This is a genomic window from Dehalococcoidia bacterium (assembly GCA_040902535.1).
Lineage (GTDB): Bacteria > Chloroflexota > Dehalococcoidia > DSTF01 > JACRBR01 > JBBDXD01.
This window is the reverse complement of sequence record JBBDXD010000025.1, coordinates 16,281-42,322: the sequence shown is the minus strand read 5'-3', so window position 1 is coordinate 42,322 and position 26,042 is coordinate 16,281. Positions and strand designations below refer to the sequence as shown.

At 64.8% G+C, this 26,042-nt stretch carries 25 protein-coding genes and 1 tRNA gene; 12 read left to right on the top strand and 14 right to left on the bottom strand.

Going from position 1 to position 26,042, the window contains the following annotated elements; all coding sequences use genetic code 11:
- The first annotated feature begins 66 nt into the window (after nt 1-66).
- A complete protein-coding gene (locus tag WEB52_14240; GenBank protein ID MEX2227598.1) occupies nt 67-1,794 on the top strand; it encodes an HD domain-containing phosphohydrolase in 1,728 nt (575 codons plus the stop codon).
- On the opposite strand, the gene ligA is transcribed toward WEB52_14240, so the two are convergent.
- The 8 genes from ligA to WEB52_14200 form a co-directional block, all read right to left on the bottom strand.
- Nucleotides 1,795-3,843 (bottom strand): NAD-dependent DNA ligase LigA, encoded by a 2,049-nt coding sequence (gene ligA, locus WEB52_14235; GenBank protein ID MEX2227597.1) that lies wholly within the window; start codon nt 3,841-3,843, stop codon nt 1,795-1,797.
- 1 nt (nt 3,844) lies between these two features.
- Nucleotides 3,845-4,888 (bottom strand): hypothetical protein, encoded by a 1,044-nt coding sequence (locus WEB52_14230; GenBank protein ID MEX2227596.1) that lies wholly within the window; start codon nt 4,886-4,888, stop codon nt 3,845-3,847.
- Between the two features lie 9 nt (nt 4,889-4,897).
- On the bottom strand, nt 4,898-5,557 hold the full coding sequence (locus WEB52_14225) for a regulatory protein RecX (GenBank protein ID MEX2227595.1): 660 nt from the start codon (nt 5,555-5,557) through the stop codon (nt 4,898-4,900).
- Nucleotides 5,557-5,991: a hypothetical protein gene (locus tag WEB52_14220; GenBank protein MEX2227594.1), complete on the bottom strand. Its 435-nt coding sequence runs from the start codon at nt 5,989-5,991 to the stop codon at nt 5,557-5,559. Before WEB52_14220 ends, WEB52_14225 begins: the two co-directional genes overlap by 1 nt.
- A 30-nt stretch (nt 5,992-6,021) precedes the next feature.
- A complete protein-coding gene (recA, locus tag WEB52_14215; protein ID MEX2227593.1) occupies nt 6,022-7,131 on the bottom strand; it encodes a recombinase RecA in 1,110 nt (369 codons plus the stop codon).
- Between the two features lie 367 nt (nt 7,132-7,498).
- Nucleotides 7,499-8,374 (bottom strand): aminoglycoside phosphotransferase family protein, encoded by an 876-nt coding sequence (locus WEB52_14210; GenBank protein MEX2227592.1) that lies wholly within the window; start codon nt 8,372-8,374, stop codon nt 7,499-7,501.
- Between the two features lie 112 nt (nt 8,375-8,486).
- Nucleotides 8,487-9,125, bottom strand: a complete 639-nt coding sequence (locus tag WEB52_14205) for an NADH-quinone oxidoreductase subunit B family protein (protein ID MEX2227591.1) — start codon at nt 9,123-9,125, stop codon at nt 8,487-8,489.
- A gap of 127 nt (nt 9,126-9,252) precedes the next feature.
- Nucleotides 9,253-10,005, bottom strand: coding sequence for a DUF3105 domain-containing protein (locus WEB52_14200; GenBank protein MEX2227590.1), 753 nt, complete (start codon nt 10,003-10,005; stop codon nt 9,253-9,255).
- 59 nt (nt 10,006-10,064) lie between these two features.
- Between WEB52_14200 and WEB52_14195 the strand changes: the two genes are divergently transcribed.
- The 5 genes from WEB52_14195 to WEB52_14175 all read left to right on the top strand — a co-directional run bounded on the left by WEB52_14195 (nt 10,065) and on the right by WEB52_14175 (nt 15,716).
- Nucleotides 10,065-11,243 (top strand): acetylxylan esterase, encoded by a 1,179-nt coding sequence (locus tag WEB52_14195; GenBank protein ID MEX2227589.1) that lies wholly within the window; start codon nt 10,065-10,067, stop codon nt 11,241-11,243.
- Between the two features lie 226 nt (nt 11,244-11,469).
- Nucleotides 11,470-11,658 carry a hypothetical protein gene (locus WEB52_14190; protein ID MEX2227588.1) on the top strand — a complete coding sequence of 63 codons (189 nt, stop codon included), beginning with the start codon at nt 11,470-11,472 and terminating at the stop codon, nt 11,656-11,658.
- Nucleotides 11,658-13,232, top strand: coding sequence for a sensor domain-containing diguanylate cyclase (locus tag WEB52_14185; GenBank protein MEX2227587.1), 1,575 nt, complete (start codon nt 11,658-11,660; stop codon nt 13,230-13,232). The genes WEB52_14190 and WEB52_14185 overlap by 1 nt, the downstream gene beginning before the upstream one ends.
- A 683-nt stretch (nt 13,233-13,915) precedes the next feature.
- Nucleotides 13,916-14,476, top strand: a complete 561-nt coding sequence (locus tag WEB52_14180; GenBank protein MEX2227586.1) for a hypothetical protein — start codon at nt 13,916-13,918, stop codon at nt 14,474-14,476.
- A 139-nt stretch (nt 14,477-14,615) separates the two neighbouring features.
- Nucleotides 14,616-15,716, top strand: coding sequence for a deoxyguanosinetriphosphate triphosphohydrolase (locus WEB52_14175; GenBank protein MEX2227585.1), 1,101 nt, complete (start codon nt 14,616-14,618; stop codon nt 15,714-15,716).
- 87 nt (nt 15,717-15,803) lie between these two features.
- On the opposite strand, the gene WEB52_14170 is transcribed toward WEB52_14175, so the two are convergent.
- The 3 genes from WEB52_14170 to WEB52_14160 form a co-directional block, all read right to left on the bottom strand.
- Nucleotides 15,804-16,106 carry a hypothetical protein gene (locus WEB52_14170; protein ID MEX2227584.1) on the bottom strand — a complete coding sequence of 101 codons (303 nt, stop codon included), beginning with the start codon at nt 16,104-16,106 and terminating at the stop codon, nt 15,804-15,806.
- A gap of 154 nt (nt 16,107-16,260) precedes the next feature.
- Entirely contained in the window at nt 16,261-16,467 is a 207-nt protein-coding gene (locus tag WEB52_14165; GenBank protein MEX2227583.1) for a hypothetical protein, read from the bottom strand.
- 1 nt (nt 16,468) lies between these two features.
- Nucleotides 16,469-16,744 (bottom strand): hypothetical protein, encoded by a 276-nt coding sequence (locus WEB52_14160; protein MEX2227582.1) that lies wholly within the window; start codon nt 16,742-16,744, stop codon nt 16,469-16,471.
- 140 nt (nt 16,745-16,884) lie between these two features.
- On the opposite strand from WEB52_14160, the gene WEB52_14155 reads away from it, so the two are divergent.
- The 6 genes from WEB52_14155 (at nt 16,885) to WEB52_14130 (ending at nt 21,708) form a co-directional block, all read left to right on the top strand.
- Nucleotides 16,885-17,388, top strand: coding sequence for a DinB family protein (locus WEB52_14155; GenBank protein ID MEX2227581.1), 504 nt, complete (start codon nt 16,885-16,887; stop codon nt 17,386-17,388).
- Between the two features lie 200 nt (nt 17,389-17,588).
- On the top strand, nt 17,589-18,407 hold the full coding sequence (locus WEB52_14150; GenBank protein MEX2227580.1) for an SDR family NAD(P)-dependent oxidoreductase: 819 nt from the start codon (nt 17,589-17,591) through the stop codon (nt 18,405-18,407).
- A 229-nt stretch (nt 18,408-18,636) separates the two neighbouring features.
- Nucleotides 18,637-19,560, top strand: a complete 924-nt coding sequence (locus tag WEB52_14145; protein MEX2227579.1) for a hypothetical protein — start codon at nt 18,637-18,639, stop codon at nt 19,558-19,560.
- A 75-nt stretch (nt 19,561-19,635) separates the two neighbouring features.
- Nucleotides 19,636-20,568, top strand: coding sequence for a GNAT family N-acetyltransferase (locus WEB52_14140; GenBank protein ID MEX2227578.1), 933 nt, complete (start codon nt 19,636-19,638; stop codon nt 20,566-20,568).
- Nucleotides 20,569-20,620: 52 nt separating this feature from the next.
- Nucleotides 20,621-20,696 (top strand) — tRNA-Gly (locus tag WEB52_14135).
- 58 nt (nt 20,697-20,754) lie between these two features.
- Nucleotides 20,755-21,708 carry a tyrosine-type recombinase/integrase gene (locus WEB52_14130; protein MEX2227577.1) on the top strand — a complete coding sequence of 318 codons (954 nt, stop codon included), beginning with the start codon at nt 20,755-20,757 and terminating at the stop codon, nt 21,706-21,708.
- A 67-nt stretch (nt 21,709-21,775) separates the two neighbouring features.
- Here WEB52_14130 and WEB52_14125 read toward each other — a convergent pair whose 3' ends face one another.
- From WEB52_14125 to WEB52_14115, 3 genes are all read right to left on the bottom strand, one after another.
- Nucleotides 21,776-23,878, bottom strand: a complete 2,103-nt coding sequence (locus WEB52_14125; protein MEX2227576.1) for a hypothetical protein — start codon at nt 23,876-23,878, stop codon at nt 21,776-21,778.
- Nucleotides 23,875-25,383, bottom strand: a complete 1,509-nt coding sequence (locus WEB52_14120; protein MEX2227575.1) for an ATP-binding protein — start codon at nt 25,381-25,383, stop codon at nt 23,875-23,877. The genes WEB52_14125 and WEB52_14120 overlap by 4 nt, the downstream gene beginning before the upstream one ends.
- A gap of 121 nt (nt 25,384-25,504) precedes the next feature.
- Nucleotides 25,505-25,933 (bottom strand): very short patch repair endonuclease, encoded by a 429-nt coding sequence (locus WEB52_14115; protein MEX2227574.1) that lies wholly within the window; start codon nt 25,931-25,933, stop codon nt 25,505-25,507.
- Between the last annotated feature and the right edge of the window lie 109 nt (nt 25,934-26,042).

Below are 26,042 nucleotides of genomic sequence, written 5' to 3'. Positions count from 1 at the left end.
ATAAAGGCTGTAGCGAGCGAAGCTGAACGCCGATGATTCACCAGTCGGAACCCCTCATGAGGTGATATGGGCGGCTATTCAGGTTCGCGACCCTACGTGCGCTTCGCCGGCGTCAGTTTTGCTGTGTGCGCGCTTGCGCTCGTCACGGCCGCGTACATCGCGACGCAGCTTGCGGCCGGGTGGCACGAGCAGATCGTCGCTCGCGAAACGCATGAACTCGTCGCTGAACCGATCGCGGTGACGCTGCCGCAGCGAGCGGAGGACTTCGACGCCGATCTGACGGCCGCTGCCGTCGAGCCGCTGCTTTCGGGCAGCACGCGCTACGTACGCATCGTTTCCGCCGACGGGACCGAGGTTTTCGCGAGGGGTGGTGCGCCGGAGAGCCCCGCCCTGTTCACGCAGAGCGGTCTTGCCTGGCGACGCGAACAGGCGGCCGGCGAGGGACTGTTCGTGACATCGACGCGGACGGGAGCGTTCGTCGTCGAGGTCGGCCACGACGCCGGTGCGGTCGACGCCGCCATCACGCATGCGCAGCGGGAGATCATCGTGATCAGCGTGCTCTTCACGGCGGGCGCGTGGGTGCTGCTGCAGTTCGCGTTCTGGTGGGGCATCTTGACGCACGTGCAATCACACCTGCGTCTCAAGTATCTTTTCGAGACCGGCGAGCAACTTCGCTCCTCGCTCGACTTGCACGATGTGCTGACGAAGCTCGCGGCCGATGCGACGGGGTTGGCACATGGCCGCTTCGGGCTGGTGGCGTTGCTCGATGAAGACACGAATGACCTGCTGCTCAAGACGACGTACGACCGCACGACGGGCGACCTGACATTGCACCAGCGCGCGCTCGACGAGTGGTTCATACGACGCTGCATCGCGACGAACCAGACGGTCGTGACCACACAGTCAGCGGGCACCTATACGCAACTGCTGGGGCAGACGCCGGAGATCGACGGCTCGTCGCCGTTGCTCTGCGTGCCGCTGGCGATGCGCGACCGGGTGGTCGGAGCCGTCGCCGTGCTGCGCGCTGCCGGCGCGCACAACTATACGCCGGCCGAGGTGCGTCTCGTGGAGGATCTGGCGAGCCAGGCGGTCGCGGCGGTCGAACAGGCGCAACTCTTCGCGCGCGTGCGCTCCGACGCGAACGAACTGGAGAACAGCTACGACACCACGCTCAAGGTGCTGATGGCGGCGCTCGATGCGAAGGACAATGACACGGAGGGCCACTGCGAGCGCGTCGCCAAGCTCACCGTGCAACTGGCGAAGTTCATGGGCGTCACGGAGAGCGGGCTCGTCGATATCGAGCGTGGCGCGCTGCTGCACGACGTCGGCAAGATCGGCGTGCCCGACGCGGTGCTCAAGCAGCCGAAGAAGCTCACGCCCATGGAATGGGAAGCGATGCGCAAGCATCCGCTGCTGGCCGGCGTGATGGTGTCGAAGGTCGGATTCCTGGAGAAGGCGCTGCCGATTCTGCTGTACCACCACGAGCGCTACGACGGCATGGGCTACCCGTTCGGCCTCGCCGGAGAGAACATCCCGCTCGAAGCGCGCATCTTTTCGATCGTCGACGCGTACGATGCGATGACCTCTGACCGTCCGTACCGCGCGGCGATGTCGCACGAAGAAGCGATGACGGAAGTGCGCGCCAACTGCGGATCGCAGTTTGATCCGCATGTCGTCGACTCGTTCGAGCGCCTGATGGCATCGCGCCCCGACCTGCGTGACAACACCGGTCACCGCATGCACGACGGCCACGACGAGGACCTCGACCCGACGCGCGAAGAGCCTGCCGCCTGACTACGCCTCAATGCCGTGTTCGGCGAGCAGCGCGAGGAACTGATCCTCGTCGAGGATCGCCGTGCCCAGTTTCTCCGCCTTCGCGAGCTTCGATCCCGGTTCAGCGCCCACGACGAGATAATTCGTCTTCTTCGTGACGCTGGCGGACACAGCGCCGCCGCAACGTTTGACGAGTGACTCCGCAGCGTCGCGCGACAGGCGCTCGAGCCGGCCGGTGACCACGAACGACAGCCCGCTCAGCGGTCCCTCGCGCGCGCCGCCGGCCTTTTCACGGAGGTTGACGCCGGCCTTGCGCAGCTTTTCGACGACGGCGCGATTCTCGTCGAGCGCGAAATGCTCGCCGATGCTGTCGGCAATCTTCTCGCCGATGCCGGGGATGGCGGTGATGTCGGCGACCGAGGCGTCCATGATCGCATCGATGCTGCCGAAATGATTGGCGATCGTCGATGCGACTTCGCCGCCGACGTGGCGAATACCCAGCGCGACGAGCACCCGCCCGAGCGGCCGCTTCTTGCTCGCCTCGATACCGCGCAACAGCTTATCGACGCTCTTTTCGCCCATGCGTTCGAGGCCCAACAGGTCGTCGCGCTTCGCGTGCAGGAAGTAGAGGTCGGCGCCGTCGCGGACGAGGCCGCGATCCATCAACGCGTAGGCAAGCGACTCGCCGATACCATCGATATCCATGGCGCCGCGGCTGACGAAGTGCTCGAGCAGACGATATCGCTGTGCCGGGCACTGGCGGTTCGGGCAATAGTACGCCGCCTCGCCGGCGGGGCGGACGACCTCCGTGCCGCAGACAGGGCATGCCGTGGGCATCGCAAAGGGCTTCGATCTGCGAGCGCGCTTTGTGAGCACGGGCCCGACGACCTGCGGTATGACATCGCCGGCGCGCTGCACGATGACGATATCTCCGACGCGTATGTCCTTGCGGCGGATGTCGTCTTCGTTGTGGAGCGTCGCGAGTTTTACCGTCGCCCCCGCGATGCGCACGGGATCGAGCACGGCGAACGGGTTGAGCGTGCCCGTGCGGCCGACGTTGACATCGATGCGGAGGAGTTTCGTCGTTGCCTGCGTGGGCGGAAACTTGAACGCGACGGCCCACCGCGGCTCGCGGCCGACGACGCCGAGTTGACGCTGATAGGCGAGCGAGTCGACCTTCACGACGATGCCGTCGATCTCGTAGTCGAGTGATTCGCGCTTCTCGGTCCAGTCGGCGGAGAACTGCGCTACTTCGTCGATCGTGTCGAAACGAGCGATGTTCGGATTCACCTTGAAGCCGAGCTTCTCGAACCACTTCAGCACGTCCCAGTGCGAAGCGAACGCCTTGCCATCGTCCTGCCAGCCGAGCTGGTAGATGAACGCATCGAGGGGGCGGCTGGCCGTCACCTTCGGATCGAGCTGGCGCACAGAGCCTGCGGCGGAGTTGCGCGGGCTCGCGAACAACGGCAGGCCGGCCTCGCCGCGGTCGTAGTTGAGCTTTTCGAAGCCGCTCTTGGTCATGAAGATCTCGCCGCGGACCTCGAAACGGCCGGGCGCGCCCTTTGTGGGGAAGCGCTGCGGAATGGTGCGGATGGTGCGCACGTTCTGCGTGATGTTTTCACCACGCGCGCCGTCGCCGCGCGTGGCAGCGGTGTGGAGCTGGCCGTTGTCGTAGACGAGTGCGACCGCGAGTCCATCGATCTTCGGCTCCACGACCATCTGAAAGTCGTCGCGCTCGAGCAGGTTCGAAACGCGCCGATGCCACGCGCGGAGGTCGCCGGCATCGAACGCATTTGCGAGCGACAGCAACGGGACCCGGTGCTCGACGATCCCGAAGGTCTCGACGGGCGCTCCGCCCACGCGCTGGGTGGGCGAATCGGGCGCGATCAACTCCGGGTGCGCCGATTCGATCGCGCGCAGTTCCGCCATGAGCTGATCAAACTCGGCGTCGGAGATCTCCGGCGCATCGAGGACGAAGTAGCGATGCTCGTGGTAGGCAATGAGCGTCCGGAGTTCTTCGATGCGAAGCTGCGCTTGCGAGAAGTCGCGAGTTTCGGATTCGACGCTCACGTCACTCTCCCGGCGCCCAGACGAGCTGGCCATGGAAGGCGCCTTCGCCGATCTCTTCGATGGCGCCATTCCCGAGGCTGATCTCGTAGAGCGCGTTCACGCCGAGGACGTAGATGTATTCGCCGTCCCCGCCCCAGGTGAGCGCCGGTATGTCTTCCTGGAGGCTGGCGACGAGTTGCGGACGGCTGCCATCGGCGTCGATGAGCCAGATGTCCTCCGGCAGCCCATTGAGCGTTGTCGCCACCGGCTGGCTCGTTACGAACAGCTGGCCGGTGGGCGGCGCTGCGTTCTGATCGGCGGCGGCGAAGGCAATACGGTCCCCGGCGGGGGAGAAGTGCGGCGAATTGAACGGCGCAAGCGCCTCATCGACGGGCACGAGCTCCGCGGCGTTTCCCTGGCCGTCGATGTCGACGGCGTGCAATGTCTCGCTCGTCGTCGGATCGAGCTTTGCATAGACGATGCGTGTCCCCGCCGGGGAGATGTCGAACGCCACGGTATCTTCGAGCACGATCGCGCGCTCGCCGGTTCCCGCGTCGATGCGCTGCAGGGTGTACACCACCTGCGTGATCCCTTCGACCTGCTCGATGACCTGGATGATCGCGTAGACGGTGTTCTCATCGGCCCAGTGCGGGAAGCGTGTGAGTTGATTTGGCTCTTCATGCTCGTACAGCAGACGCGCGTTGGTGCCATCGCGGTTGGCGATCCAGATATCCGAGCCCGAGTCGTACGCGCCGTCAACGACGCGCGGCGGCGGCTGCACGACGTAGGCGATCTGCGTCGCCTGCGGCGAGATCGCGGGGTCGAAGATGAACGAGCCGGGTTCATCGGGCGAGACCAGGGGTTGCATCTCTGCGCCCGCGATCGTGAACTCGTACAGGCCGTCGGGCCGGGTGAGGATCAGCGAACCTTCGCGGCTGGGCCCCGTCAGTTCGTACCCTTCGATCTCGACCGTGGGCGCGGATGTACCGCCGTTCCCACCGCCGCATGAGGCTCCGATGAACGCGACGAGGATGAGCAGCGAGACGATAACCGTGCGGAGGCTCACCGGATCAGCCTACTCGATGCCAGATACGAGATCATCCTCCGCGGCCGCGCGTCCGAGTTCCTGCCAGCAGCGTTCGACCGTGGCGCCGGCGACGTCCCAGCCGAAGCCGCGGCGCTGCAGCAGGGAGCCGAGCCGGTTGCGGAAGGTCTGGTAGTCGGCGGCCGCCAGCGAGCGCGCCCGCCGAGAAGCCACGCGGTACGCGGCATCGGCATCGGATAGTTCGGCGGTCGCTTCGGAGGCCATGCCGGCATCGACGCCGCGGCTGCGCAATTCCTGCGTGACGAGCCGCCGGCCACGCGGACTCGTGCGATCTCTAGTTTCGGCCCAGTAACGCGCGAACGCGGCGTCGTCGATGAGTTTGAGTGCATCGAGACGCGCCATCGTTTCTTCGATGATGGGCGCTGGGAACTTACGTTGCGCGAGCCGGCTGCGCACCTCACGCTCGCTGCGCGGACGGCGCGCGAGTAGTGCGACCGCGGCCTCGAGCGCCTGGCGTTTGCGGTCGGCGGCGATGATCGCCTCGATCTCTGCCGGTTCGATGCTGCGTCCGGGACGCAGTTCGCTGGTGCGCGCGGTATCGCGCTGCACGTCGAACGCGACTTCGCCATCGACGTACACGTCGACGCGGCCGGCTCGGCGCGGTTTGCGTACGACTGCGGTGACGAGCATCAATTGTCGCTCATGGAGGCCACGAACTCCTCGACGGACGCGTACGCCTCGCTGAAGATCAGGTAGAGGCTCTCGGTCTCATGCTGCTCGCCGATCAGGATCAGTTTCTTGCCGAGTCCGTAGCCAACGCCCGCCTCGATGTGCGCGGACTTGCCTGCGGGCAGCAGGAGGATGATGGCGGCGGAATCCCTGAGCGCCTTCATGTCTGCTTCGAAGATCGCTATGACCTTCGGATCGTCGCGCCAGCCGATCAGCGACTCGAACTTCTGCATAATCGCTTCCGGATCTTCATCAGGCGTAACAACTCCGAACTGTGCTTCGTCGGATTCGAAGAAGCAGTAGGCGGACTTGCCGCGCGCGCGAATCCGGCTCACGAGGTCGAGCACCGCTTGCTTGTTCCGGTATCGCGACGCAACGAAGTAGTCGTAGGCCATCATCAATCGACCGGCGTTGCGAGCGCGACGCTATGCCTGTACCGGCGGTTCGTCCGGCTCGACGATCGCGGCGGCAGCATGGCCATTCGCGCTGGCCGCCGCGACGGCGCCCGGCGTCATCGAGACGATCAGCTCTTCGATCTCGCGCGCGAGGTCGGGGTTCTGCCGCAGGTATTCCTTCGCCGCTTCGCGCCCCTGGCCGAGACGGAGTTCGCCGTAGCTGAAGAACGCGCCCATCTTCTTGACGACATTCGCATCGACGCCGAGGTCGACGATGTCGCCTTCGCGGCTGATGCCACGGTGCTTGCCGCTGAAGAGAATGTCGAACTCGGCAGTGCGGAACGGCGCCGCCACCTTGTTCTTCACGACCTTGGCGCGTACGCGGTTGCCGATGATGTCGGTGCCCTGCTTGAGTGATTCGGCGCGCCGCAGTTCGATGCGCACGGAGCTGTAAAACTTGAGTGCGCGACCGCCGGGCGTGGTCTCCGGGTTGCCGAAGACGACGCCGATCTTCTCGCGCAACTGGTTGATGAAGATGACCGTCGCGCGGGACTTGGAGATGACGGCGGTGAGCTTGCGGAGCGCCTGCGACATGAGGCGCGCTTGCAGGCCGGGAAGCGAGTCGCCCATGTCGCCTTCGATCTCCGCTCTGGGCACAAGCGCCGCGACGCTATCGACAACGATGACATCGACGGCGTTGCTGCGGACGAGCGCATCGCAGATCTCGAGCGCCTGTTCGCCGGTGTCGGGCTGCGAGATCAGCAGTTCGGCGACGTTGATGCCGCACGATTCGGCGTGGTCCTTGTCGAGCGCGTGCTCGACATCGATATAGGCGGCGATGCCGCCGGTCCTCTGCGCGGATCCGACGACGTGGTACGCGAGCGTCGACTTGCCAGCGCCTTCCGGGCCGTAGATCTCGGTGATGCGCCCGCGGGGCAGCCCGCCGACGCCGAGCGCCATATCAAGTGCGAGCGAGCCCGTGGAGACGACCTCGACCTTGAAGTCGCGCGCATCGCCGAGTTTCATGATGGCGCCGTGGCCGTAGCGCTTTTCGATATCGGCGAGTGCGTCTTTGAGCGCCTGGTCCTTCTTCACGGGATCGTTCCCAGAGTATGCCGGCGTCTTTTCATTCCTTGCCATGGCGTGCCTCCTGCCCACAGCGCATAGCCCGACGGGCTAGAACAAACGATCTATCGACCGCGCAATCTTAGGGCGGCGGCCGTGCGGTGTCAAGACCATTTGTTCTGATCGGGCGCAGCGTGTCATCGAATGATTTTACCTCTGATCGAGGTGGGAATGGCGACGTGGGGCGGGCGGGAAGAAGTGCAACGAGCAGGTCCGGCCAGGGATGGGGGAGGTCAGAGCCAGGACCCGCTCGCCGCGCAGTACATAAAACGTCCGGCGGCGTCGGTAGGTTGACGGCCGAAGCTTGCAGCAACGTGAAGAATTTCGGCGGCGACGCGCCGACTCGTCGCCGCGCGACGAAGCGCGTGACGCGACACCGCGGTTAGCGCATGTCCGCGAAGACCTCCGCCACGGCGATCGCGGATTCGATGCCGCCGGCCTCGTGGTCCTCGATGTGCCACCACGCCGACAAAACAGCCTGGGCCATCGCCCAGTCGAGGATGCGCTGCCGGTCGAAGCCGAGGCGCTCGGCGAGGATCGTCACGCGGCGTGACAGAAGGCGCGCCGGATCGGCCGCGCCGGCGAGCCATTCGTGCGGGTTGCGCAGGAGCGCGCCGGTGTCATACACCGGCTCGCCGACCACGCCCTGCGGGTCGATGGCGAGCCAACGCCCGTTCGCGGCGTGCAACATATTTTCGTGGTGGAGGTCGCCGTGCAACAGCACGGGCGGCGCGGAGGAGGCGACGAGATCGCCGTAAGTGTGTTCCGCCATCGCGACGAGGCGCGCGGGCAGCGGCCCGGTGCCGCCGCGGAAGTGCTGGCGGAGCCGCGTGAAGCCCTGTCCCCACTCGGCGACCGTCGGGAAGTCGTGCCGGGACGGCGGCGGACGCCACATGGCGCGCATCACGTCGGCAGCGATCGCCGTGGCGGACTCGTCATCATCGACGTCCTTGAGGGTGTCGCCGGGGATGACGCGCTCCAGGAGCATGGCACCGCGGGCGACATCGGCGGCGATCAACCGCACGGCGCCGCGGCCATCGAAGTGGCGCAGCGCGGCGATCTCGTTCGCCAGCGCCTGCGATGGCACGCCCACCTTCAGCACGACGTCCGCCCCGTCGTGCGTGCGCGCTCGCGTGACGTAGTTGTACGACAGCGCGAACGGCTCACGGATCTCGATGCGCCACTCGCGCGCGATGTCGTCGAGGAGCGCCGGCAGCGCTTCGAGCCAGGCGCGTCCGCGTTCGCCGTGGACGCTCATCACTACCTGAGTGAATGCAGCAGGGAGTTGCACGTCTTGCAACCTCGATGAATGCGGCAGGGATACGCGGCTATGCTGTGTGCGCCTTTGGGCAGATCGCACGTGGGGCTGGCTAGCCCTCCCAGAGCGCCGACTCTTCGGCCTTGAACTCGGGATACGGCGGGAAAAGTGATTCGAGTTCGCGCCGGATCGGGTCGTCGGGCGGGAGGTAGCGGCTGAAGTCGCCGTCGGGCTGCGGGGTCTCGCGCTGGCCGGTGACGCGCGAGTCCATGATCTTGTTCTGCAGCATGATCAAGCCCGTGAGCAGTGATTCCGGGCGGGGCGGGCAACCGGGCACATAGACGTCCACCGGGACGATGAGATTGACGCCGGGGAGCACGCTGTACGCGTACGCGAAGGGGCCGCCCATGATCGCGCAGCCGCCCATCGAGATCGCCCACTTGGGATCGGGCATCTGCATCCAGATGCGACGGATCGCGGGCGCCATCTTCCACGTGCAGGTGCCGGAGACGATCATCAGGTCAGCCTGGCGCGGCGAAGCGCGAAAGATCTCGGCGCCGAAGCGCGAGATGTCGTAGCGGGGGGTGGCGGTGGCGATCATCTCCATCGCGCAGCAGGCGAGACCGAACATCGTCGGCCACAGCGACGAACTGCGTGCCCAGTTCATGACGGTGTCGACGCCGGTGAGCAGGATGTTCTGCTCGACATCGGTATCGACGGCCTCTTCGACGTTCTGGCCGACGAGCGGGATGGATTGCTGGATGGAACTCACGAGTGCATTGTGGGGGTTGTCGCACGATTGGGCAATTATTCACAAGTGACCGCGGGCAGCCGTCGCTAGCCACGCCGTAGCGTTGGCAAGCAGGCACGGGGGCGCGTCACGATTGCGGAGCGTCCTCCCTGCAGAAGCCTTCGGGGTCGAAGCGGCAGCTATGCGTCTTGATGAAAGCGCTGATTCGCACGGCGTCGAACTCCGTCGCGTCGAACGTATCGACCCGGGTCCAACTGGCGAGGCCGATCGTGTCCGGCGGGAGGTCGCTGAAGCGCGCCATGATGACGCGCGCGCCGACGGACAATTCTTCGATGACAAGCGCTTCGAGCGTGGGGATGATGTCGAGACAAGCGTCGGTGGCGCAGTTGTAGCCGACGAACACGCCGGCGTGCTCCTGCAGGTGCGGGACGGCCTCGCGCGGGAGATTGAACTCATAAACACCAGGGTTCGGCGGCAGCGGCGTCACCGAGCCGTCCTCGAGGCGCACGGCGCGCTGCACGGGCGCGTGCAAACCCGATGAAGGCGGCAGTGATGCGTAACAATCACTGCGCACTTCGCCCTGGGGGCAGTACGGCACACGGTCGCCCGGCCAGACGCCGCTGTGGCGTTTCCCCTGCGTCGGTACGAAGCGGCCGGGCAGGTCGGGGCTGGCGTCGGCTTCGGCGCGGTCGGCGGCGGTCGGTTCGCGGAGGCCGGTGGGCGCGTTGCCTTCGGGCAGGCGGCTGAGGTCAAAGAACGCCGGCCCCGTGCCTGCGTCTTCGCCTCGAAAGACGCCGCCGAGCGTCGCCGCGTGGAACGCCGCGAGCAGCGCGATCAGCGAGAGCATGGTCCAGTCCATCCAGGTGAGCCGGGAATACATGGGCGGGATTATACCGGCGCGATTGACCAGCAGGGGGAGCCGCTAGACTTCGGCGAAGAATGAATTTGCTCCGTCGCTTCCTCATACGGATCTGGCCGCTCTTACTCGCGCTGGCGCTGATCGGCGGCATGCCGTTCCTGCTGAGCCTGACGCACCGCGGACGGGTGGCGGTGCTCGCAGCGATCTACCTGCCGGACATGGTGCTTCAGGTCGATCTGCCGCTGCGGCCGATCGAGTTCATCACCGAGGCGCCGACGCGCGAGCGCATCACGATCGAGTACGAGAGCCGCAACGGGCCGCGCAGTATCGAAGCGGACCTGTATATGCCGGCGTCCGGTGACAACCATCCGGGCGTGGTCTTCTCGATGGGTGCGCCGCCGCTCGACCTGGACGAGCCGCGGCTGGTGCGCATCGCGGAGGACACGGCGCGGGCCGGGGTCGTGATCGTCGTGCCGTTCTCTGAACGCCTGGACGATGAGGAGGTCGTGGCGGAGGAGATCGACGCGCTGGTGGCGGAGTTTCAGTACGTGCAGTCACTGCCGACGGTGGATCCGGCACGCGTCGGGTTTTTCGGCGCGAGCGTCGGCGGGTCGCTGGCGCTCGTGGCGGCGGCGGACCCGCGTATCGCCGACGAGGTCGATCACGTGGTGTCGTTCGGCGGCTACTTCGATGCGCTGCAGACCTTCGGCGCGATCGCGACGCACCACATTGAGTACGGCGAGGTCGCCGAGGAGTGGACGCCGCGCGAACACGCCGAAGAGGTGATGGCGCAACAGATCATCCGCTCGGTCGAGGACGGGGACGACCGCGACCTGCTCTGGCGCTGGTTCGTGCGAGACGACCAGCCGCGGCCGGCGGAGTTGGCGACGCTCTCGCCGATCGGGCGCAGCTCGTACGAATTCCTGTCCAACGAAGATCCGGCGGCGGTGCCGGCGCTGATCAACAGGCTGCCGGCATCGGCGGTGTCAGAGCTCGAATATCTTTCGCCGCGCACGAGCATCGAGCGGGTGCAGGCGGAGCTGTTCATCATCCACGACCGCGCGGACCCGTTCATCCCGTACACGGAGTCGCGGCGGCTGGAGGATGCGATCGGCGAACGCGGGACCGCGCACTTCGATGAAGTGCGGCTGTTCGAGCACGTGGAGCCGAAGCTGAACCAGCGGCCGGACGTGATCGTCTTCGACAGCACGCGGCTGCTGTTCCGGCTGTACCAGTTGCTGCTGCGGTGGACGGCCTAGCTTCAGGCGCCGCCGGGCCACCGTCGAGGGGGGGGGGTAAGCCCGCGCGGCATCGCAGCGCAGCAGCGGCGAATGAAGACGCACTAACTGGCTCCACATAACGTCCGCAGGATGAGTGCTGGCACCTGATCCTCCGGGGTGGTGATGGTGCGGGGCGATCGCGCCGAGCGGAAGCCTGAATCTGGAGCCGCGACCGCCGATTATCTCTCTGATAGAGGTGGTTGGCATGAGGTTCGGCACACGTAAGGACGCGCAGCGGAAGACCGCGGATCCGCGCACGGATGAACGCAGCGTTGCATGGTCGCCGCGGGCAGGCGCGTGGGCGCTCACGCCCTCGGCGCTGATCCCGTTTGGCAGCTTCGTGCCGCCGCCGCGACGCGGGCGCCAGAGCGATGCGCGAGGCGACCGGCGCTGATGCAGCAGATTGAGCGCCTCGCGCGCATGACGCAGATCGCCTCGACGGGTGCGCCGCGGGCTGCGCTCGATGAGATGCGCGCGCTCCTGCGCGAAGGCCTCGGCGCGCGCGATGTCGCCGTGGTGTTTGCGGACGAAGGCGAGGGTTTCGCGCGGCTCTGCGACGAGCCACTGCCCGACAACAACGCGCTCTGGGTGATTCATCGCAAGCTTACCGACGCGGGGCGGCCGCTGTCCTTTCGGTTCGAGCAAGATCGTGCCCGCGGATTTGCGCCGCTCGAAGGTGCGCGCGACCTGACGGCGTTCGCCGCGCGGCCTTCGGCGACAATGCTCGGCGCCGAGATGATCGTCGTGCGCGGCGACTGGCCTGGCGGCGTGCCGGACGATGCGATGCGCTTCTTCGACGCGGCGCTGGCGCCGTTCGCGATCGCACTGCAGCGTTCGCTGGAGGCACGGCGCTCGGCGCAGCAGCACGAGCAGGTGAGCGCGCTGGGCAGCATCGCGCGGTTGATCTCCGACAACGACAGCATCGAAGACGTATTGCGCGAACTGTGCACCATCATCGCCGGCGTTTCGGGCATGACGTCGGTGACGATCGATGTCTACGAAGCAGCTTCGGGTGCGATGGTGCGGCGCGCGATCAACAACATGGGCGCAGCCACGGCGCAGGGCGAACGCTGGGTGGCGGCCGTGCGCAAGCCGAACCCGATTCAGGTCGAGGCGTTCCGCACGGGCGAACCGGTGCTGATGCAGGACATCCAAAACGATCCGCGGATCGACGAGCGGGCGCGGGCGTTCTTCCGGGCGGCGCTGATCCGTTCGGCTGCCGTCGTGCCGCTGATCGTCAAAGGCGAGGCGGTCGGCTGCATGAGCTATGCATCGAACCTGCCGCAGACGTTCGAGAACATCGCGTACCTCGTGGACCTCGCGTCGCAGGCGGCGATGACGATCCGCGGCATCCAGATGTACCACGAGTTGGCGGAGTCGCGTCATCACCTGGCGGCGCTGAACGAGAAGCTGCTCGACAGTATGCGCTCGGAGCACCTGCTGGCGCGCACCGACGCTCTAACGGGCATCCCGAATCGCCGCTACATAGACGAGGTGCTGAACGCGGAGTGCGAACGGGCGCACCGCGAGGGTTCGCCGTTGTCCGTGGCGATGGCGGACGTCGACCACTTCAAGCAGATCAACGATACCTACGGCCACGACGCGGGCGACGAAGTGCTGCGGCAACTCGGCGCGCTCGCGCGCGAGGCGGCGGGCGCCAGACACATCGCCGCGCGCTACGGTGGCGATGAGTTGGTGTTCGTGATGCCTGCGCTGACGCTGCCGCGCGCGACGGACGCAGCGCTGGCGTGGAACGAGCGGGTGGCGTCGCAGGACTTCTGGGTGGACCGGCAGCACCACACGAGCGTCACGGTGAGCATCGGCGTCGCCGAAGGCCACGCATCGGGCGCGCGCAGCCCCGAAGATCTGCTGCGCCTCGCCGATGCGGCGCTCTACGACGCCAAGCGCGCCGGCCGCAACCGCGTGATGGTGTTTGAGGGTGGGGAAGCCGACGAGCGGGTGGCGTAGCCCAGACCTCCGAGAACAATAGCGCGGCCGAGGCCAACGGCGTCTGTAAATCGCTCGGCGATTTTATGGATACCCCCTCGACGCGCGGGTACTAGCACCCAAGCTGACGACCGAAGGTCGATGGAGGAACTAACATCGACCTTTCTGCCTAGCGGCGAGCGTTTCTAAGCGTGTCGGATTGACACCTAGAGTGGTCGAACGGGATCATCGGCGGATGTTGGTTCGCGTCGCTCCCGTATCGTTTGCACTCGTGGCGATTCTCTACGTCGTGGTTTCGTGGCAAGGTACGATCTCGGACGGCGCGGCATGCGCTGCGAACGTGTGCCCTGACAACGTCTATTACTCTCGGATGAGCGACGGTGTCGCTGTGCCGGCTCCGTTTGCGTATCGCGTGCTGACGCCATGGCTCGCGGGGTTCGTTCCGGGGAGCTTCGGGACAATCACGTTCGTCGCGCTCGGTGTGTTCCTCGTGTCGTTGTATTACGTCCAGATGGAGCTTGGTGTCGTAGCGCCGTTGCGCTACGTCGGCCTTGGCAGCGCGACGGCGACGTTCTGGGTTGCAGAGTTCTTCGTTATCGATAAAGGGCTTGTTGACCCGCTATCGATGGCGGCGATGGGGGTGGGCACCTGGGCGAGCCTTTCGCGAAGATGGGGCGTGGGCGCTGGCAATGCTAGTACTCGGAGTGCTCAACAAGGAAGTTGGGCTTGTTCTCGTCGGCCCCCTGGTCGTCGCGGCGGTCGATGCTCGTCGAGTTGACGTTATCGCGTTGTCACTATTGTTGGGCGTCGGGGCATTCGCGCTGCCGCGTCTCATATTTGATGCCGAAGGGAGCTCATACGGCGTGGGTGCATCATGGCCGGGCTCGCTTAGCGATCTGTTCAAAGACGCTCGATTTCTAACTTGGGGTGTCTGGGGTCTATTGTTCCCGCTCGCGTTGCTAGCCCATCCACGTTCTCTGACTCGATACGCCGGGCTGGCGGCGTTGCTACTAGGGGTCTATCTGCAACTGCCATTCGCGACGGACACAGCGAGGCTACTTGCTCCTGCGGCAATCGTCATGGTGCCGTTGGCGATGCTTGGACTACAGCGAGTCGGACTGCGAGGGGGAGCAAGATTAGCGGTTGTGGCAGCGGTTGTTGTGGCTCTCCAGCTCGTCATCTTCCAAGAGCAACGCGAGGACCTTCATAGACTGATAGATGCGCTGCAGGCAAGCAGCGGCGCCGTCAGTCGGGGTGAAGTGTGAACAGTCGATAACTGCGGCGATTTCGTTGTGCGGAGCCAATCTTATAGGACAGCGCGTAGGCCGCGCTGGTTGGGAAGCAGATGCTTCTCAACAGGGCGTCGCAGGGAACCTCAAACGCGATACCCTACAATAACCACCGATGACACACCCCCACAGCACTGTTCGCAAGCGGCTCGAACAACGCGAGCGCGATCTCCTGGCGCCCGCGGCGATGCGCTCTGCGGAGTCGCGCGGCCGCATGCGGCACGAGGCGCCGTCCGATATGCGGACGGAGTACCAGCGCGACCGCGACCGGATCATCCACTGCAAGGCGTTCCGGCGGCTGAAGCACAAGACGCAAGTGTTCATCGCACCCCTCGGCGACCACTACGTGACGCGGCTGACGCACACGCTCGAGGTGGCGCAGATCGGGCGGACGATCGCGCGCGGGCTCGACGTGAACGAAGACCTCGCCGAGGCGATCGCGCTCGGGCACGACCTGGGACACACGCCGTTCGGCCACGCCGGCGAGGAAGCGCTCGGCAAGTTGCTGCCGGAAGGCTTTCGGCACAACGAGCAGAGCGTGCGCATCGTCGACATGCTGGAAGCGTCGGGCGCGGGGTTGAACCTGACGTGGGAGGTGCGCGAGGGCATCCTCAAGCATTCGAAACCGCGTGAGGGGATCTTCGAGGAGTTGGGCGAGCGCTACTGGTCGCAGGCGGAGTGGGGCGGCCCGCTCGCGGGCACGCTTGAGGGCCAGACCGTGCGGCTATCGGACTCCGTCGCGTACCTGAACCACGACATCGCTGATGCGCTGCGGGCAGGCGTAGTGACGATTGACGATTTGCCGCGGGACGCACGGCGGGCACTCGGCGAGACGCACTCGCAGCGCATCGACACGCTGGTCAGCGATATCGTCGACGCGTCATACGCGGCGGCGCAGGCGCGGCGCGTCGACGGCGCGCTGCCGGCGGATGCGACAATCGTAATGAGCGAAGGCATACGCGCGGCCACCGACGAGCTGCGGGACTTCATGTTCGACAGCGTGTACCTGTGGGAGGAGCGGCTCGCGGAGGCGGACCGCGCGCGTCGCGTCATCGAGTTCCTGTGGGAGCGTCTGATGGCGCATCCCGAAGAGTTTGCATCGTCGGAGTACACGCGCCCGGACGATGCGCTGTCGCGGCGGGTGGCGGACTACATCAGCGGCATGACGGACCACTTCGCGATGGCGGCTGCGGAGCGGCTGGGGTTTAGGGGCTAGAGGCTAGAGGCGGGAGGCGGGATGCAGGTGGGAGGCGGTAGACGTTGCGGTTCGGTTTCTTCCGACTCGGTTTGTCCGGACGCTTGCTCACGCAGCGATTGGCAGGACTACCTTCCCCGTGAAGGAATTGGGCGGAAGGTTGGACTCGACGCGGACCTCCCGGGGCTTTGTCTTGCTGATCTCGATCCCACGCTCAGTGAAGATGCGCGCGCGCTCTCCCAGATCCCCGATGGCGTTGAGATACGTGGCCACAGCGTCTCTCACGGCTTCGATCGCCTCGCCGACGGTATCCCCGCAACTGGCGACGTCCAGTTCTCGACAGCGCGAGACGAAGGCTTTGCCCTCGGGGTAGGCCTCGAGTGTTAGCGTAATGTAGCCGATCGTGGCCATATGCAGTCCGGTCGTTCAGGTACGGTCCCTGGATGCCATCATATGCGGAATCGGCCAGTTCGGACCATGCATCCCACGGATCGCCGCTCGCAAGACACAAACAACAGAGGCCCATCTCCTCTGTTGTTGTTCTGCCTTGCAGCTGGCGCCAGCGTCAGCTCACGCCGACGTGGTGCGAGCTGCTGGCGGCTGCCTGTGATCGCTGGCGCTCTTCGACGACGATCTGGTGCACGCGCTGGCGTGAGACGTGGAAGTGGCGCGCGAGCGTCGACTGGATGCCCTTCTCAAGGGCCTGCTTCTCGAGCAGGTGGCGGACGGCGATCCGGAGCCTTTCGGTGCGTTCGGGATTGCGCTTGACCATCCTATACCTGCCGTTCCTCTCGCATGGCGTACGCAAAGGGCGCCGCGATGGATGGCGCCGCGACGGCGTAGGCGGGTTCGGCGACAAGATGCCCGTCGCCGGCCGGCCAGCCGAGGCGCCTCCGCTCTTCGACGACGATCTGGTGCACGCGCTGCCTCGATACGTGGAAGTGCTCCGCAATCCGGGACTGGTTGCCCTTGGCGAGGCAGTCCCGCTCGAGCAGGTAGCGAACGGCGATACGCATCTTCTGGGTGCGTTCGGGGTCGCGCTTGGCCATACTTCTTCCCTCTCCTACGCTTGACATCACGATCAACGCTCGGAGACGGCAGGGCGTTACTGCCGTTCCAGGCGAACGAGAGGGTTCGAGAGGGATCCGTAATGGCGACGCCAGACGCGATACGCGAATTACTTGACAAGATGACGTCGGAACGGGATGCCTTGCTTGCCCAGGCTGAAGCACTCTCGGACAAGGAGGCGGGTTTCGCGCGGCCCGATGCGGAGGGGGAAGCCCAGTGGTCGGCGAAGCAGCAGCTCGCCCACCTGGCCGAGATGGAGACGTCGTATCGGGCGTGGGTCGAGCGGGCGCTGGCCGAGGATAGCCCGGACCTGACGGGCGTCGCCGGGGTGCGGCCGGGGATCCCGTTGACGTCGGCCACGGAGCGCACGGTCGGGGAGCTGACGGCGCAGCTTCGGCAGGAGCGAGCGACGACGCTCGCGCTCATCGAGACCATCGAGCCGGAGCAGTTTGAACGGACGGCATCGCAGCCGATGTTCGGCAGCCTGACGGTGATGCAATGGCTGCGGTCGTATTATCGGCACGACCGCATGCACCGTGACCAGATGGCGGGGCGGGAGCCGGACTACAAGCCGAAGTACGCAGGCGGCCGAGAGCCGGACCAGCGGCGGGGGCCGCGGGTATAACCGTGAACTCGGCTTCCGGAGCGTACGCGCCCTCGGCCCGCGACGGCCGAGCCGAAGAAGGGAGGCGCGGCCATGGCATCCCGGGTGTGACTTCTGATTGGCACGCGTAAGGCTGCCTTCGTGTACACGGCAGGTGACCAACTGCCTTCCGGGCTCCGGCAATTATCAGAGCATCCAATAGACGCAAGAAGGGAATGGAGATGAAAGAGCTGGAAGGCAAAGTCGCGCTGATCACGGGCGCGAGCCGCGGCGTCGGGGAATACATGGCGCGCGAGTTCGCGAAGGAAGGCTGCAACATCGCTGGAGCGGCGCGCACGGAAGAGGTAAAGGATCCGAAGCTGCCCGGCACGATCTACTCGACGGCGCAAGAACTGACCGCATTAGGCGTGAAGGCGATCGCGGTGCGATGCGACGTGACGGACGAGGAGAGCATCCGCGCGGCCGTACAGCGGACCATCGACGAGTTCGGCCGCATCGACATCCTGGTGAACAATGCGGGCGTGATGGCGCCCGGCAATTTGGTCGACATGCCGATGAAGCGCTGGGACCTGGTATGGCGGGTCAACGTGCGCGGGGCGGCCGTTGCGTGCCAGGCCGTGCTGCCGCAGATGATCAAGCAGGGCGATGGGGTCATTTTCAACATCTCATCGATCGCGGCGGACCAGGAGGGCGCGGGCAACATTTCGTACAAGGTGACGAAGCACGCACTGCGCGAACTCACGCAGGGGTTGGCCGGCGAGGTGAAACAGCACAACATCCGCGTCTTCGCGTTGTCGCCGTACGGCTGGGTGCCGACGCCGGGTACCCTCTACCATCGCCTGGACGAGACGATGCCGGGGGTGAGTCCGATGCTCGAGAAGCCCGAGGCGATGGGTCGCGCGGCGATCTATCTCTGCGGCGACGAGGCGAAGGAGCTTTCGGGGCAGCACTTCTACAGCCGGCATTTGCTGCGCGATCGCGTCAATGACGGTCAGGACCTGTACCAGGGCGATGAGGCCTTCCTCGCGCAGTACAAGTGAACGACGAGACGCCGCGTGACGAGCGCGCAGAGCGGCGCGAGCTTCGCAAGCAGGCAGAGCGGGAGCGTATGAAGAAGCACGGTGCAAGGACGGCTGACGTATACCGGCAAGCAGTGATCAAGCGATTGCGTACAATCGCGGCCAAGAGGCGAGGCAAGCGCCGATGATGGTCAGGGCGGCGCCAAGGCGGCACATAGTGCGTGCGCAAGCCACGACAGTCGCAGTCTTGGTGGCGACGACTGTCGCGTTCGGCGCTTGCGCGGGCGACGACTCGTCCGGCGAGCAGCCCGAAGATGTAACGGTCGCGCCGTCCGCCCTCAACTTCGATGCGCCGCTGGTGGTGTACGAAGCTTCCGGCGACGACGACGACGTGATGGACATCTACCTCATCGACCCGGCGACGGGCGATCGGGCGCGACTCACGGACGGGGAGGCGTTCAGTGCCGGGCCTGCATGGTCGCCGGACCGGCAACGGATCGTGTTCTCGTCGACGCGCGATGGTCAGGATGAGACGGACCTGTACAGCATGGCGCGCGATGGCAGCGACGTCCGGCGCATGACGGATACCCCGGAGGCCGAGTACGAGCCGCGCGTGTCGCCGGACGGCTCTACCGTGGCGTTTGTGCGGCAAGACGGCGCAAATTGGATCCTGTCGTTGATGGACGCGGGCGGATCGAACCGGCGCGACCTGACGGAGCCGATGAAGTTCATCGAGTTTCCGGCGTGGCGGCCGGATGGTTCGATGATCGCATTCGCCGGGATCGAGCCCGGCGGCACGGACTCCGACCTGATTTCGGTATCACCGGCCGGCGGCGACGTTGCGACGCTCATCGCGACGGATACTGCCGACGTGTGCCCGCATTTCACCGACGATGGCGCAACGCTGCTGTACGCGACCATCCCCGATGGCGAAGACCAGCTTGATGTCTTCGCACACGACATGACTAATCCTGACACGACAACAACGTCGGACACGCGTTTGACAGACGATCCGGCGAAGGACGACTACGGCGAGCCGGGCCCCGACGATCGCGTCGTATTCGTGACGGACCGCGATGGCAATCCGGAGTTGTACATCATGAACCTCGACGGTTCGGATCAGCGGCGTCTGACGAACACCCCGGGCCTCGACGAGAATCTGCCTGACTGGTAGGGGAGGGGCGACATCGATCTGATCGAGCCCCTCGAGCGGCTGACGTCGGCGCTTCCGCTTCCATCGCGGTTGAAGGTGGAGTGGCACGAGCGTTGGTCGAGCACGCTCGACGCTGCCGTGACTTCGCTGCCGGACGTGGAGGCCTGCCCGCCGGAGTTGTTTCGCCTGCTCGCGGAGCAGCGCGGGGGGGTGCGCAAGTGCATCGCGCTGGTGCTCGAGGCGGGCGAGCCGCTGGCGGTGCTGGCGTTGCGGAAGCGCTTCGAGCTGCACGAGTCGGTGTGCGATGGCATCGTGCCGCACGCGTTTGGCGTCATGCGCCCGGCGCGCTGGGATGCAGCCCTGGCGCTGGGGCGCCTGGTGAAGGTCAACGAGTGGTTGGGAGCAACTCCGGACGTGGCATCGGATCCCGAGACGAAGGCGCGCTATCGCGTTGCGACGAACGTCGACTTTGATGCGCTGTGGAAGGCGCAGCACAACGCCGAGAGCGTGGCGCGCGCGCGCAACCGCTGCGAGCGCGAAGGCGGCTTTGCGCTCGAAGTGGACGGTGAGGGCGCCGCGGAGTGGGTGGTGCGCAACTGGAGCGAGCGCTGGGCCGGCGACCGGTTCGGCGAGGCGCAGATCGCGGACGATATCGTCGAAGCGGCCCGCTATCTCTCCGCGCGCGGCGGCTATCACGCGTTCCGCCTGCTGCATCGCGAGCAGGCGGTCGCGGGCATCACGATGCTGCCGTATGACGGCGTGCTCTACTTCATGAACAGCTATCGCGACGACGCGTTCGAGCGGTTCGGCGTCGGCACGCGGCTGTTCGAGTTGTTCTTCCGCTGGGCCGCTGCGTCTTCGTATCGCATGGTGGATATGGGTGCGGGGGCGTACAAGGAGCGATGGGCGCCGCACGACGGGGACGCCGTGAGCTTCTTCGTGGCGCCGGCGCACCTGCGGCTGGCGTTTCGCGCCATCGAAGGCGGCCGCTCGTTGGCGCGACGCGTGCGCCGTCGTGACGACTGCTGATGTGATCGATGCGTACGATCGCCGTTTGCTATGCTCCAGACGTGCTCCGCGAGCGGGAGTAGCTCAGTTGGTAGAGCATCTGCTTCCCAAGCAGAGGGTCGTGGGTTCGAGTCCCATCTCCCGCTCCAGTTCATAATTAGGCGCACGCTGCCGAATCTATAGGTAAGAGATTCGGAGGTGTGCCCCATGACCAATCCCACCCGCAGCTTGCATCCCAGTGCGCCCAATTATTCGGATCCGGCGGACGCCGGCCCCAGCATCCAGGCGCTGTTGTCGAGCTTCCGGCTGACCCTCCGCGCCGAGGGTCTGACGGAAAAGACCTTCAACATCTACGCCGACGCGATCCACCGACTGGAGGCCTTTCGGCTCGACCGCGGCATGCCGTCGATCCCGTCGATGAGCACGGAGCACGTCCGCGAGTTCCTCGGAGACATGCAAGGTCGCAACGCACCTTCGACGGTCAACCAGCGCTACCGGTCGCTCAAGCGCTTCTACCGCTGGCTGCTCGAAGAGGGCGAGATCCGCGAGAGTCCTATGGTCCGCATCAAGCCGCCGAAGGTGCCGGATCAAATCAAGGAGCACTACGGCACCGAGGGACTCGAACGCGTGCTGAAGGCCTGTGGCGAAAAGTCTTGGACCTCGCTGCGGGACCGCGCGATGGTGCTCGTGCTGTACGACACGGGCGTCCGCGCGTCGGAGTTGTGCGGCATGCGCATGGATGATCTCGACATGGATGAACAGGCGATCAAGGTCACAGGGAAGGGCGGGAAGGAACGTGTCGTCCCGATGGGCAACAAGGCCGCGCTGATGCTCGACAAGTACCTACGGAAGCGCCCGGCGACGCTGGCAGACCACGTTTGGATCTCAACACGAGGGCAGCCGATGACCTTCAATGCGCTCCGAATGTGCCTCAGGCGGAGGTTCCAGGACGCCGGCGTACCCTTCAAGGGCATCCACGGCTTCCGGCGCTCGTTCGCGATCGCCTTCCTGGACGCCGGCGGCTACGCCGAGGACCTCCAGCAGATCGCCGGCTGGAACTCGCTCCAGATGGTCCAGCGGTACACGAAGGCCACGGCCAGCGCCCGCGCTCGGCGAGCGCACAAGAAGCTGTCGCCGGCGGATCGGCTGGTGGGACGTTAGGCGTGCTCAGACCTCTAGGGGTTCCGGATCCATGGTGACTAGTTGTCCCGAGCGCGCGAGTTCAGGCTCAGACATCTGGCGAATCGGCGTCGTCGGGATCAGTAGTCGCGCCTGCCAAGAGGGATTGGATGACGGCCTCGGGATCGGCGGGACGGAGTTGTATATCGCCACTCCCTAAACGCAGCCGCCTTCCTCTTGAGAGAAGCTCAGCAACGGCACCGTAGAGCGAGCGTTCAAGCTGGCCACCGAAGGATTTGCAGGCATCGTGTGCCTGCTGAATCACGGACGGGAGAATCCGCACCAAGGTTCGGTTCGTGAGCATGTTGTGGTCGCGGTCGGTCATGAAGCCGACCTGTTGGACCGCGTGAATGATCGCTTGCTGGCTGTCGAGGACTGAGGCCTGTCTCTGCTGTTCAGTATCGCTGTCAACCGATGGAAGAATGAACTCATAACGTGGGACAAGCGGCGCCGGATGACCAGCGGTGGTTCCGATGTAGAACGAAGCGTACTCCCCGTGTTCGCACACGTAGACAAAGTCGTCATCCTCGAGATCGACACCCTCGTCCCAGTCGGGCGGTTCACCCGTCTTAGCTTTGAACTCCCGCCGCCCCTCCCTGACCCGCCGAATGAACTGCGGCCAACCGCCGGCTTCCTCCACATGAGTTCCTGACATGTAGTACTCGGTCGTCGATGCGAAGGAGCGCACGACCACGAAGGTCCTATAGAAGTTGTTGAACTCGAGTTGGGGCAGCGCTCCGAACAGGTGGGTCATGTACACGTGGTCGGGCAGTTGAGCGCTGCGGGCAAGCTGCCAGTTCGGGTCTATGGGTGGCTCGCTCCCGCGGCGCGAACCGGATCGGATGAACCAGTTTAGAAACGATCCGAAGAAGTATGACTGCGTGGATTTCACCGTTCCCCCGAATACACGGAGGGAGCGAGAGTCACGTAACTCTTGAAGGATCCGCCGGGTATGGCGGACGCCCTCTCGCGTGAACTCCCCATACGCATCGTTATCGACATAGTGCCTGTGTTCGCGTTCCTGGGGCACCACGGTTCCGTCGCGAAGATGGACCTTTGGGCGCGGGAGTATCTCGCCAGTTCCCACATCAGCAGCCGTTCCTGAGAAGACCGCAACGTCAACGCGCCACTGGACCACATCGGTCGCGCCGTGTTTCGCATGCTCGAACGCGGAATCCGTGAGATCCGGGAAAGCCACACGCAGCATGATCATTCCGCGGTTCTTGGGATCATCGATCGCTTCGCGCGTCAAAGGAAGGCTGTGGGTCATCATCGCCCTGCCCCGGGACTTTGCCGCCTCGGGCGCCAGCTTCTCTACAGCGACGCTCGTATTTATCGACACTAGGCCGCCGTCGTCCTCGCGGTAGGATGCCGCTTTGATGAATCGTAGTTCACTGAACCTCACGCTCGCGTCACTACCGGCGACGGTGCTGTCCAAGCTCGTGGTGGGACGTGCGCCGGCCGCGCCGACACAGCGATCGCCATAGATGCGCCGACGAATCTGTTTCTCAGCTTCTTCTCGGGAATACACGACGCCGCCAATATCCAATGCTTCTAGCATGGGTAGTACGAGAGCCTTGTGCGTTAGAGCGAGTTCTCGCAGGTAAGTACGCTGAAGGTGTCGGTGATCATCTTCGAGCCTAGCGCGCAAGGTTTCGTCCCGCGCGTCCTGGTACTCGTCGAGCTTGGCACGAAACACTGAGACATCTTCATGGAGCATCAGGGCCACGAGGCTGGCGGGGTCGGTTTCTTCCATGAGACGCTCACCAGCCACCCTTAGAGTGGTTGCTCGATGCGCCTCTAGGTACTCGTTGTGATGCTCAATCGCCGCAAGGATTGCAGCGGGCCTCCGGTAGAGCACGGCATCGCTGATGTCGTCCTGGGTAAAGGCATGTGCGAGCGAGATTCCGGGGACAAGACTGTACACGCGCGCTCCATCGCCGTCAGCCGCACTAACGCGTCCTGCTGCCTCGAGCCTGTTAACGGTCTTGTAGTACGTCTGAAGGGTGCGTGAGTCGCTCAGGCGAGAAGACACCTCATCGAAGATCTCCGCAACCGTCATGCTTTCATCCCTCTCGCGGAGAAGGCGCATGATCTCGCGTTCCCGTTGCGACGAAGTCGAGATTGCAGGTGCTTGCCGGTCGTCAGTCATGGCTGTTCGTCCAGATCCTTCCATATGTCCGGCGTCTCGCCGCCGTGCGTTGTGCGACGGGAGCGAACCTTCACCACAGCAGCGTGACGAATATTTTCGATGGCCCCGGTTACAACACATACACCGACCGGCATCTTGGGCATTTGCTTGATCAGGTCCTCCGATGCATCCGCAAACAGCGAACGAATGCCGGGAAGCTGATGTGGCTCCAATGTGTGGATGAACCGCGTGAGTGTTCGTTCGAGGATGGACGAGTCAATGTCGCGTGGAGCCTGTGTTGTAATGATCAATCCGACGCGAATATGGCGACCGATACGGGCGAGTTCTCGAAATACCTGCTTTGCGACAGTTTCATCGTCCGATGGCGCAACTAAGTGTGCTTCATCTACAGACAACGCGATGAAGGGTACGGCTCCCGACTGGCCTAGGCGCTGGATGTCACGGGCCACAGACGCCGCGATCAGGCGTAGCTCCGTGAGCGATCGCCCGCGACAGTCAATGTTTATGAACGCGCCAGGAGTCAGTTCGCTCTTCCAATCGAACGGGGCGCCAAGGATGGGCATGCGGCGGAGAGAACCAACCCGGGCAACCGCTGGTCTGAGTGTCACGGGCTTCATATCGAGCCTAGGTGCCTCCTCATTCATCCTATTGATCAGCTCCTCTACTCCAAAAGTTCCTCGGGTCGCCCGCGCATCGCCTAGGAGTTCCTCGTGGGCGTGTCGGACAAGCTCCACCATATTTCCGCCGAGGCTTGGCACTGCGTTGAGGATGTCACCTGCAGTGAAAGCGCTCAGGGGCACATGAAAGTCCTTGCCGGGAACGACCGTCCTCCCCCCGAGCTCCTTGGCGGCGCTGATCATCTCTCCGTTGACGTCGATGTTCACCTGCGGTACGCGCAATCTCGTCAGTTCCTCAGCGATCACCCCGCGGGTATACGACTTGCCTGAACCGATTGCGCCTAGGATCGACATGTGCCGCTGGATTGCGTCGCGGCGAATCAAGGCAGCTACCTCCTCGGAACCGCGGATGGTCCCGAGATCCAGGGCTCGCGTTCGGTCATCGATGAGCCCGAGTGTCCGCGCGATTAAATCACCCCATGGCAGATAGACGGGTGCGCCGGCGCGCGGAAGTCGCGTCACCGATCGCACATCAACGAGTTCGCCCGTGTCCGGCCGAACAAGGGCCATTTCGAGGGGCTCGACATGGCAAACGCGGTAGATCACAGGCGACTCACCCTCAGAAGGCGAGACCAGATTGAATGGCATGACCTCCTCGAGCGTCGCACTGTGGGCGTCCTCATACGGATTGGCTTCCCAGGCGTTCGACACCCGAACCATGGCGTACGCCATAAGGTCTCCGTCAACTCCAAGCTCGACCGCGAGCATCATGCCGGGCGAAGGGGTGTCTTGAGCGGCCATCGGCCGAATGTGATATTCCAGGAAACTCGGCGTTGGCCGGGTCGATAACGTGATGACGTGACCAAAGAGGGTCAGGTAGGGTTCCATTTCTATCCTTCCTGATTAACGGTTCATGGCACAGGTTAATACGCGGGAGCAGGCCTTGTCAACTTCGAAGATGATGGCGGCGCGGAGATTGGTTCGAGTCCAGCGTCGGCCTATGCTCGGCTCAGCTGGATACGAGCTTAGACGAGCGCAGGCGGGCTATGCGCCGCTGAAGAACGCGGACTCGCTTAAGATCGTGCTCCCATATGGACACCACTGACCATCCGTTACGCCTCAATGCTCGACGTTGGCGTCCGTCACGCCTCCGGTTGGCGTCGATCTTTGGGGTCCAGTAACTCGTGTTCGTGCGAGGTCGCCGAAGATGTCGCGGACAGCCATGCCAGAAACAGCTATCGACGAAGACCACCACTCTCGCGTCAAGGAGCACGAAGTCAGGTCTACCTGGCAAGTCGGCGGCGTGCTTACGGTACGCGAAGCCGTTCGCTTCAAGTAGATCCGCGACGCGCCCTTCGAGGGTCGAGCCGCTACTTCGAACGCGAGACATGATGCTCGAGCGTTGCTTCGCTGTCTCGTTGACGGGCCTTAGGGGCATCGCATACGCTCCAAGTAGTGGCATCGACAGTTTACTACGGCCTTTCGGCCCATCAGGAGAGAAGGCTCGCAACGGCCATCGCCGTGTGCTTCGCGTCGCCGTTCATCGA

Excerpts from the sequence above, each read along its gene's own strand:
- WEB52_14240 (MEX2227598.1), top strand. The coding sequence starts at position 67 with ATGGGCGGCTATTCAGGTTCGCGACCCTACGTGCGCTTCGCCGGCGTC.
- WEB52_14225 (MEX2227595.1), bottom strand. The coding sequence starts at position 5,557 with ATGCTCGTCACCGCAGTCGTACGCAAACCGCGCCGAGCCGGCCGCGTC.
- WEB52_14220 (MEX2227594.1), bottom strand. The coding sequence starts at position 5,991 with ATGGCCTACGACTACTTCGTTGCGTCGCGATACCGGAACAAGCAAGCG.
- recA (MEX2227593.1), bottom strand. The coding sequence starts at position 7,131 with ATGGCAAGGAATGAAAAGACGCCGGCATACTCTGGGAACGATCCCGTG.
- WEB52_14210 (MEX2227592.1), bottom strand. The coding sequence starts at position 8,374 with ATGAGCGTCCACGGCGAACGCGGACGCGCCTGGCTCGAAGCGCTGCCG.
- WEB52_14200 (MEX2227590.1), bottom strand. The coding sequence starts at position 10,005 with ATGTATTCCCGGCTCACCTGGATGGACTGGACCATGCTCTCGCTGATC.
- WEB52_14195 (MEX2227589.1), top strand. The coding sequence starts at position 10,065 with ATGAATTTGCTCCGTCGCTTCCTCATACGGATCTGGCCGCTCTTACTC.
- WEB52_14190 (MEX2227588.1), top strand. The coding sequence starts at position 11,470 with ATGAGGTTCGGCACACGTAAGGACGCGCAGCGGAAGACCGCGGATCCG.
- WEB52_14185 (MEX2227587.1), top strand. The coding sequence starts at position 11,658 with ATGCAGCAGATTGAGCGCCTCGCGCGCATGACGCAGATCGCCTCGACG.
- WEB52_14175 (MEX2227585.1), top strand. The coding sequence starts at position 14,616 with ATGACACACCCCCACAGCACTGTTCGCAAGCGGCTCGAACAACGCGAG.
- WEB52_14170 (MEX2227584.1), bottom strand. The coding sequence starts at position 16,106 with ATGGCCACGATCGGCTACATTACGCTAACACTCGAGGCCTACCCCGAG.
- WEB52_14165 (MEX2227583.1), bottom strand. The coding sequence starts at position 16,467 with ATGGTCAAGCGCAATCCCGAACGCACCGAAAGGCTCCGGATCGCCGTC.
- WEB52_14160 (MEX2227582.1), bottom strand. The coding sequence starts at position 16,744 with ATGGCCAAGCGCGACCCCGAACGCACCCAGAAGATGCGTATCGCCGTT.
- WEB52_14155 (MEX2227581.1), top strand. The coding sequence starts at position 16,885 with ATGACGTCGGAACGGGATGCCTTGCTTGCCCAGGCTGAAGCACTCTCG.
- WEB52_14150 (MEX2227580.1), top strand. The coding sequence starts at position 17,589 with ATGAAAGAGCTGGAAGGCAAAGTCGCGCTGATCACGGGCGCGAGCCGC.
- WEB52_14130 (MEX2227577.1), top strand. The coding sequence starts at position 20,755 with ATGACCAATCCCACCCGCAGCTTGCATCCCAGTGCGCCCAATTATTCG.
- WEB52_14125 (MEX2227576.1), bottom strand. The coding sequence starts at position 23,878 with ATGACTGACGACCGGCAAGCACCTGCAATCTCGACTTCGTCGCAACGG.
- WEB52_14120 (MEX2227575.1), bottom strand. The coding sequence starts at position 25,383 with ATGGAACCCTACCTGACCCTCTTTGGTCACGTCATCACGTTATCGACC.
- WEB52_14115 (MEX2227574.1), bottom strand. The coding sequence starts at position 25,933 with ATGCCCCTAAGGCCCGTCAACGAGACAGCGAAGCAACGCTCGAGCATC.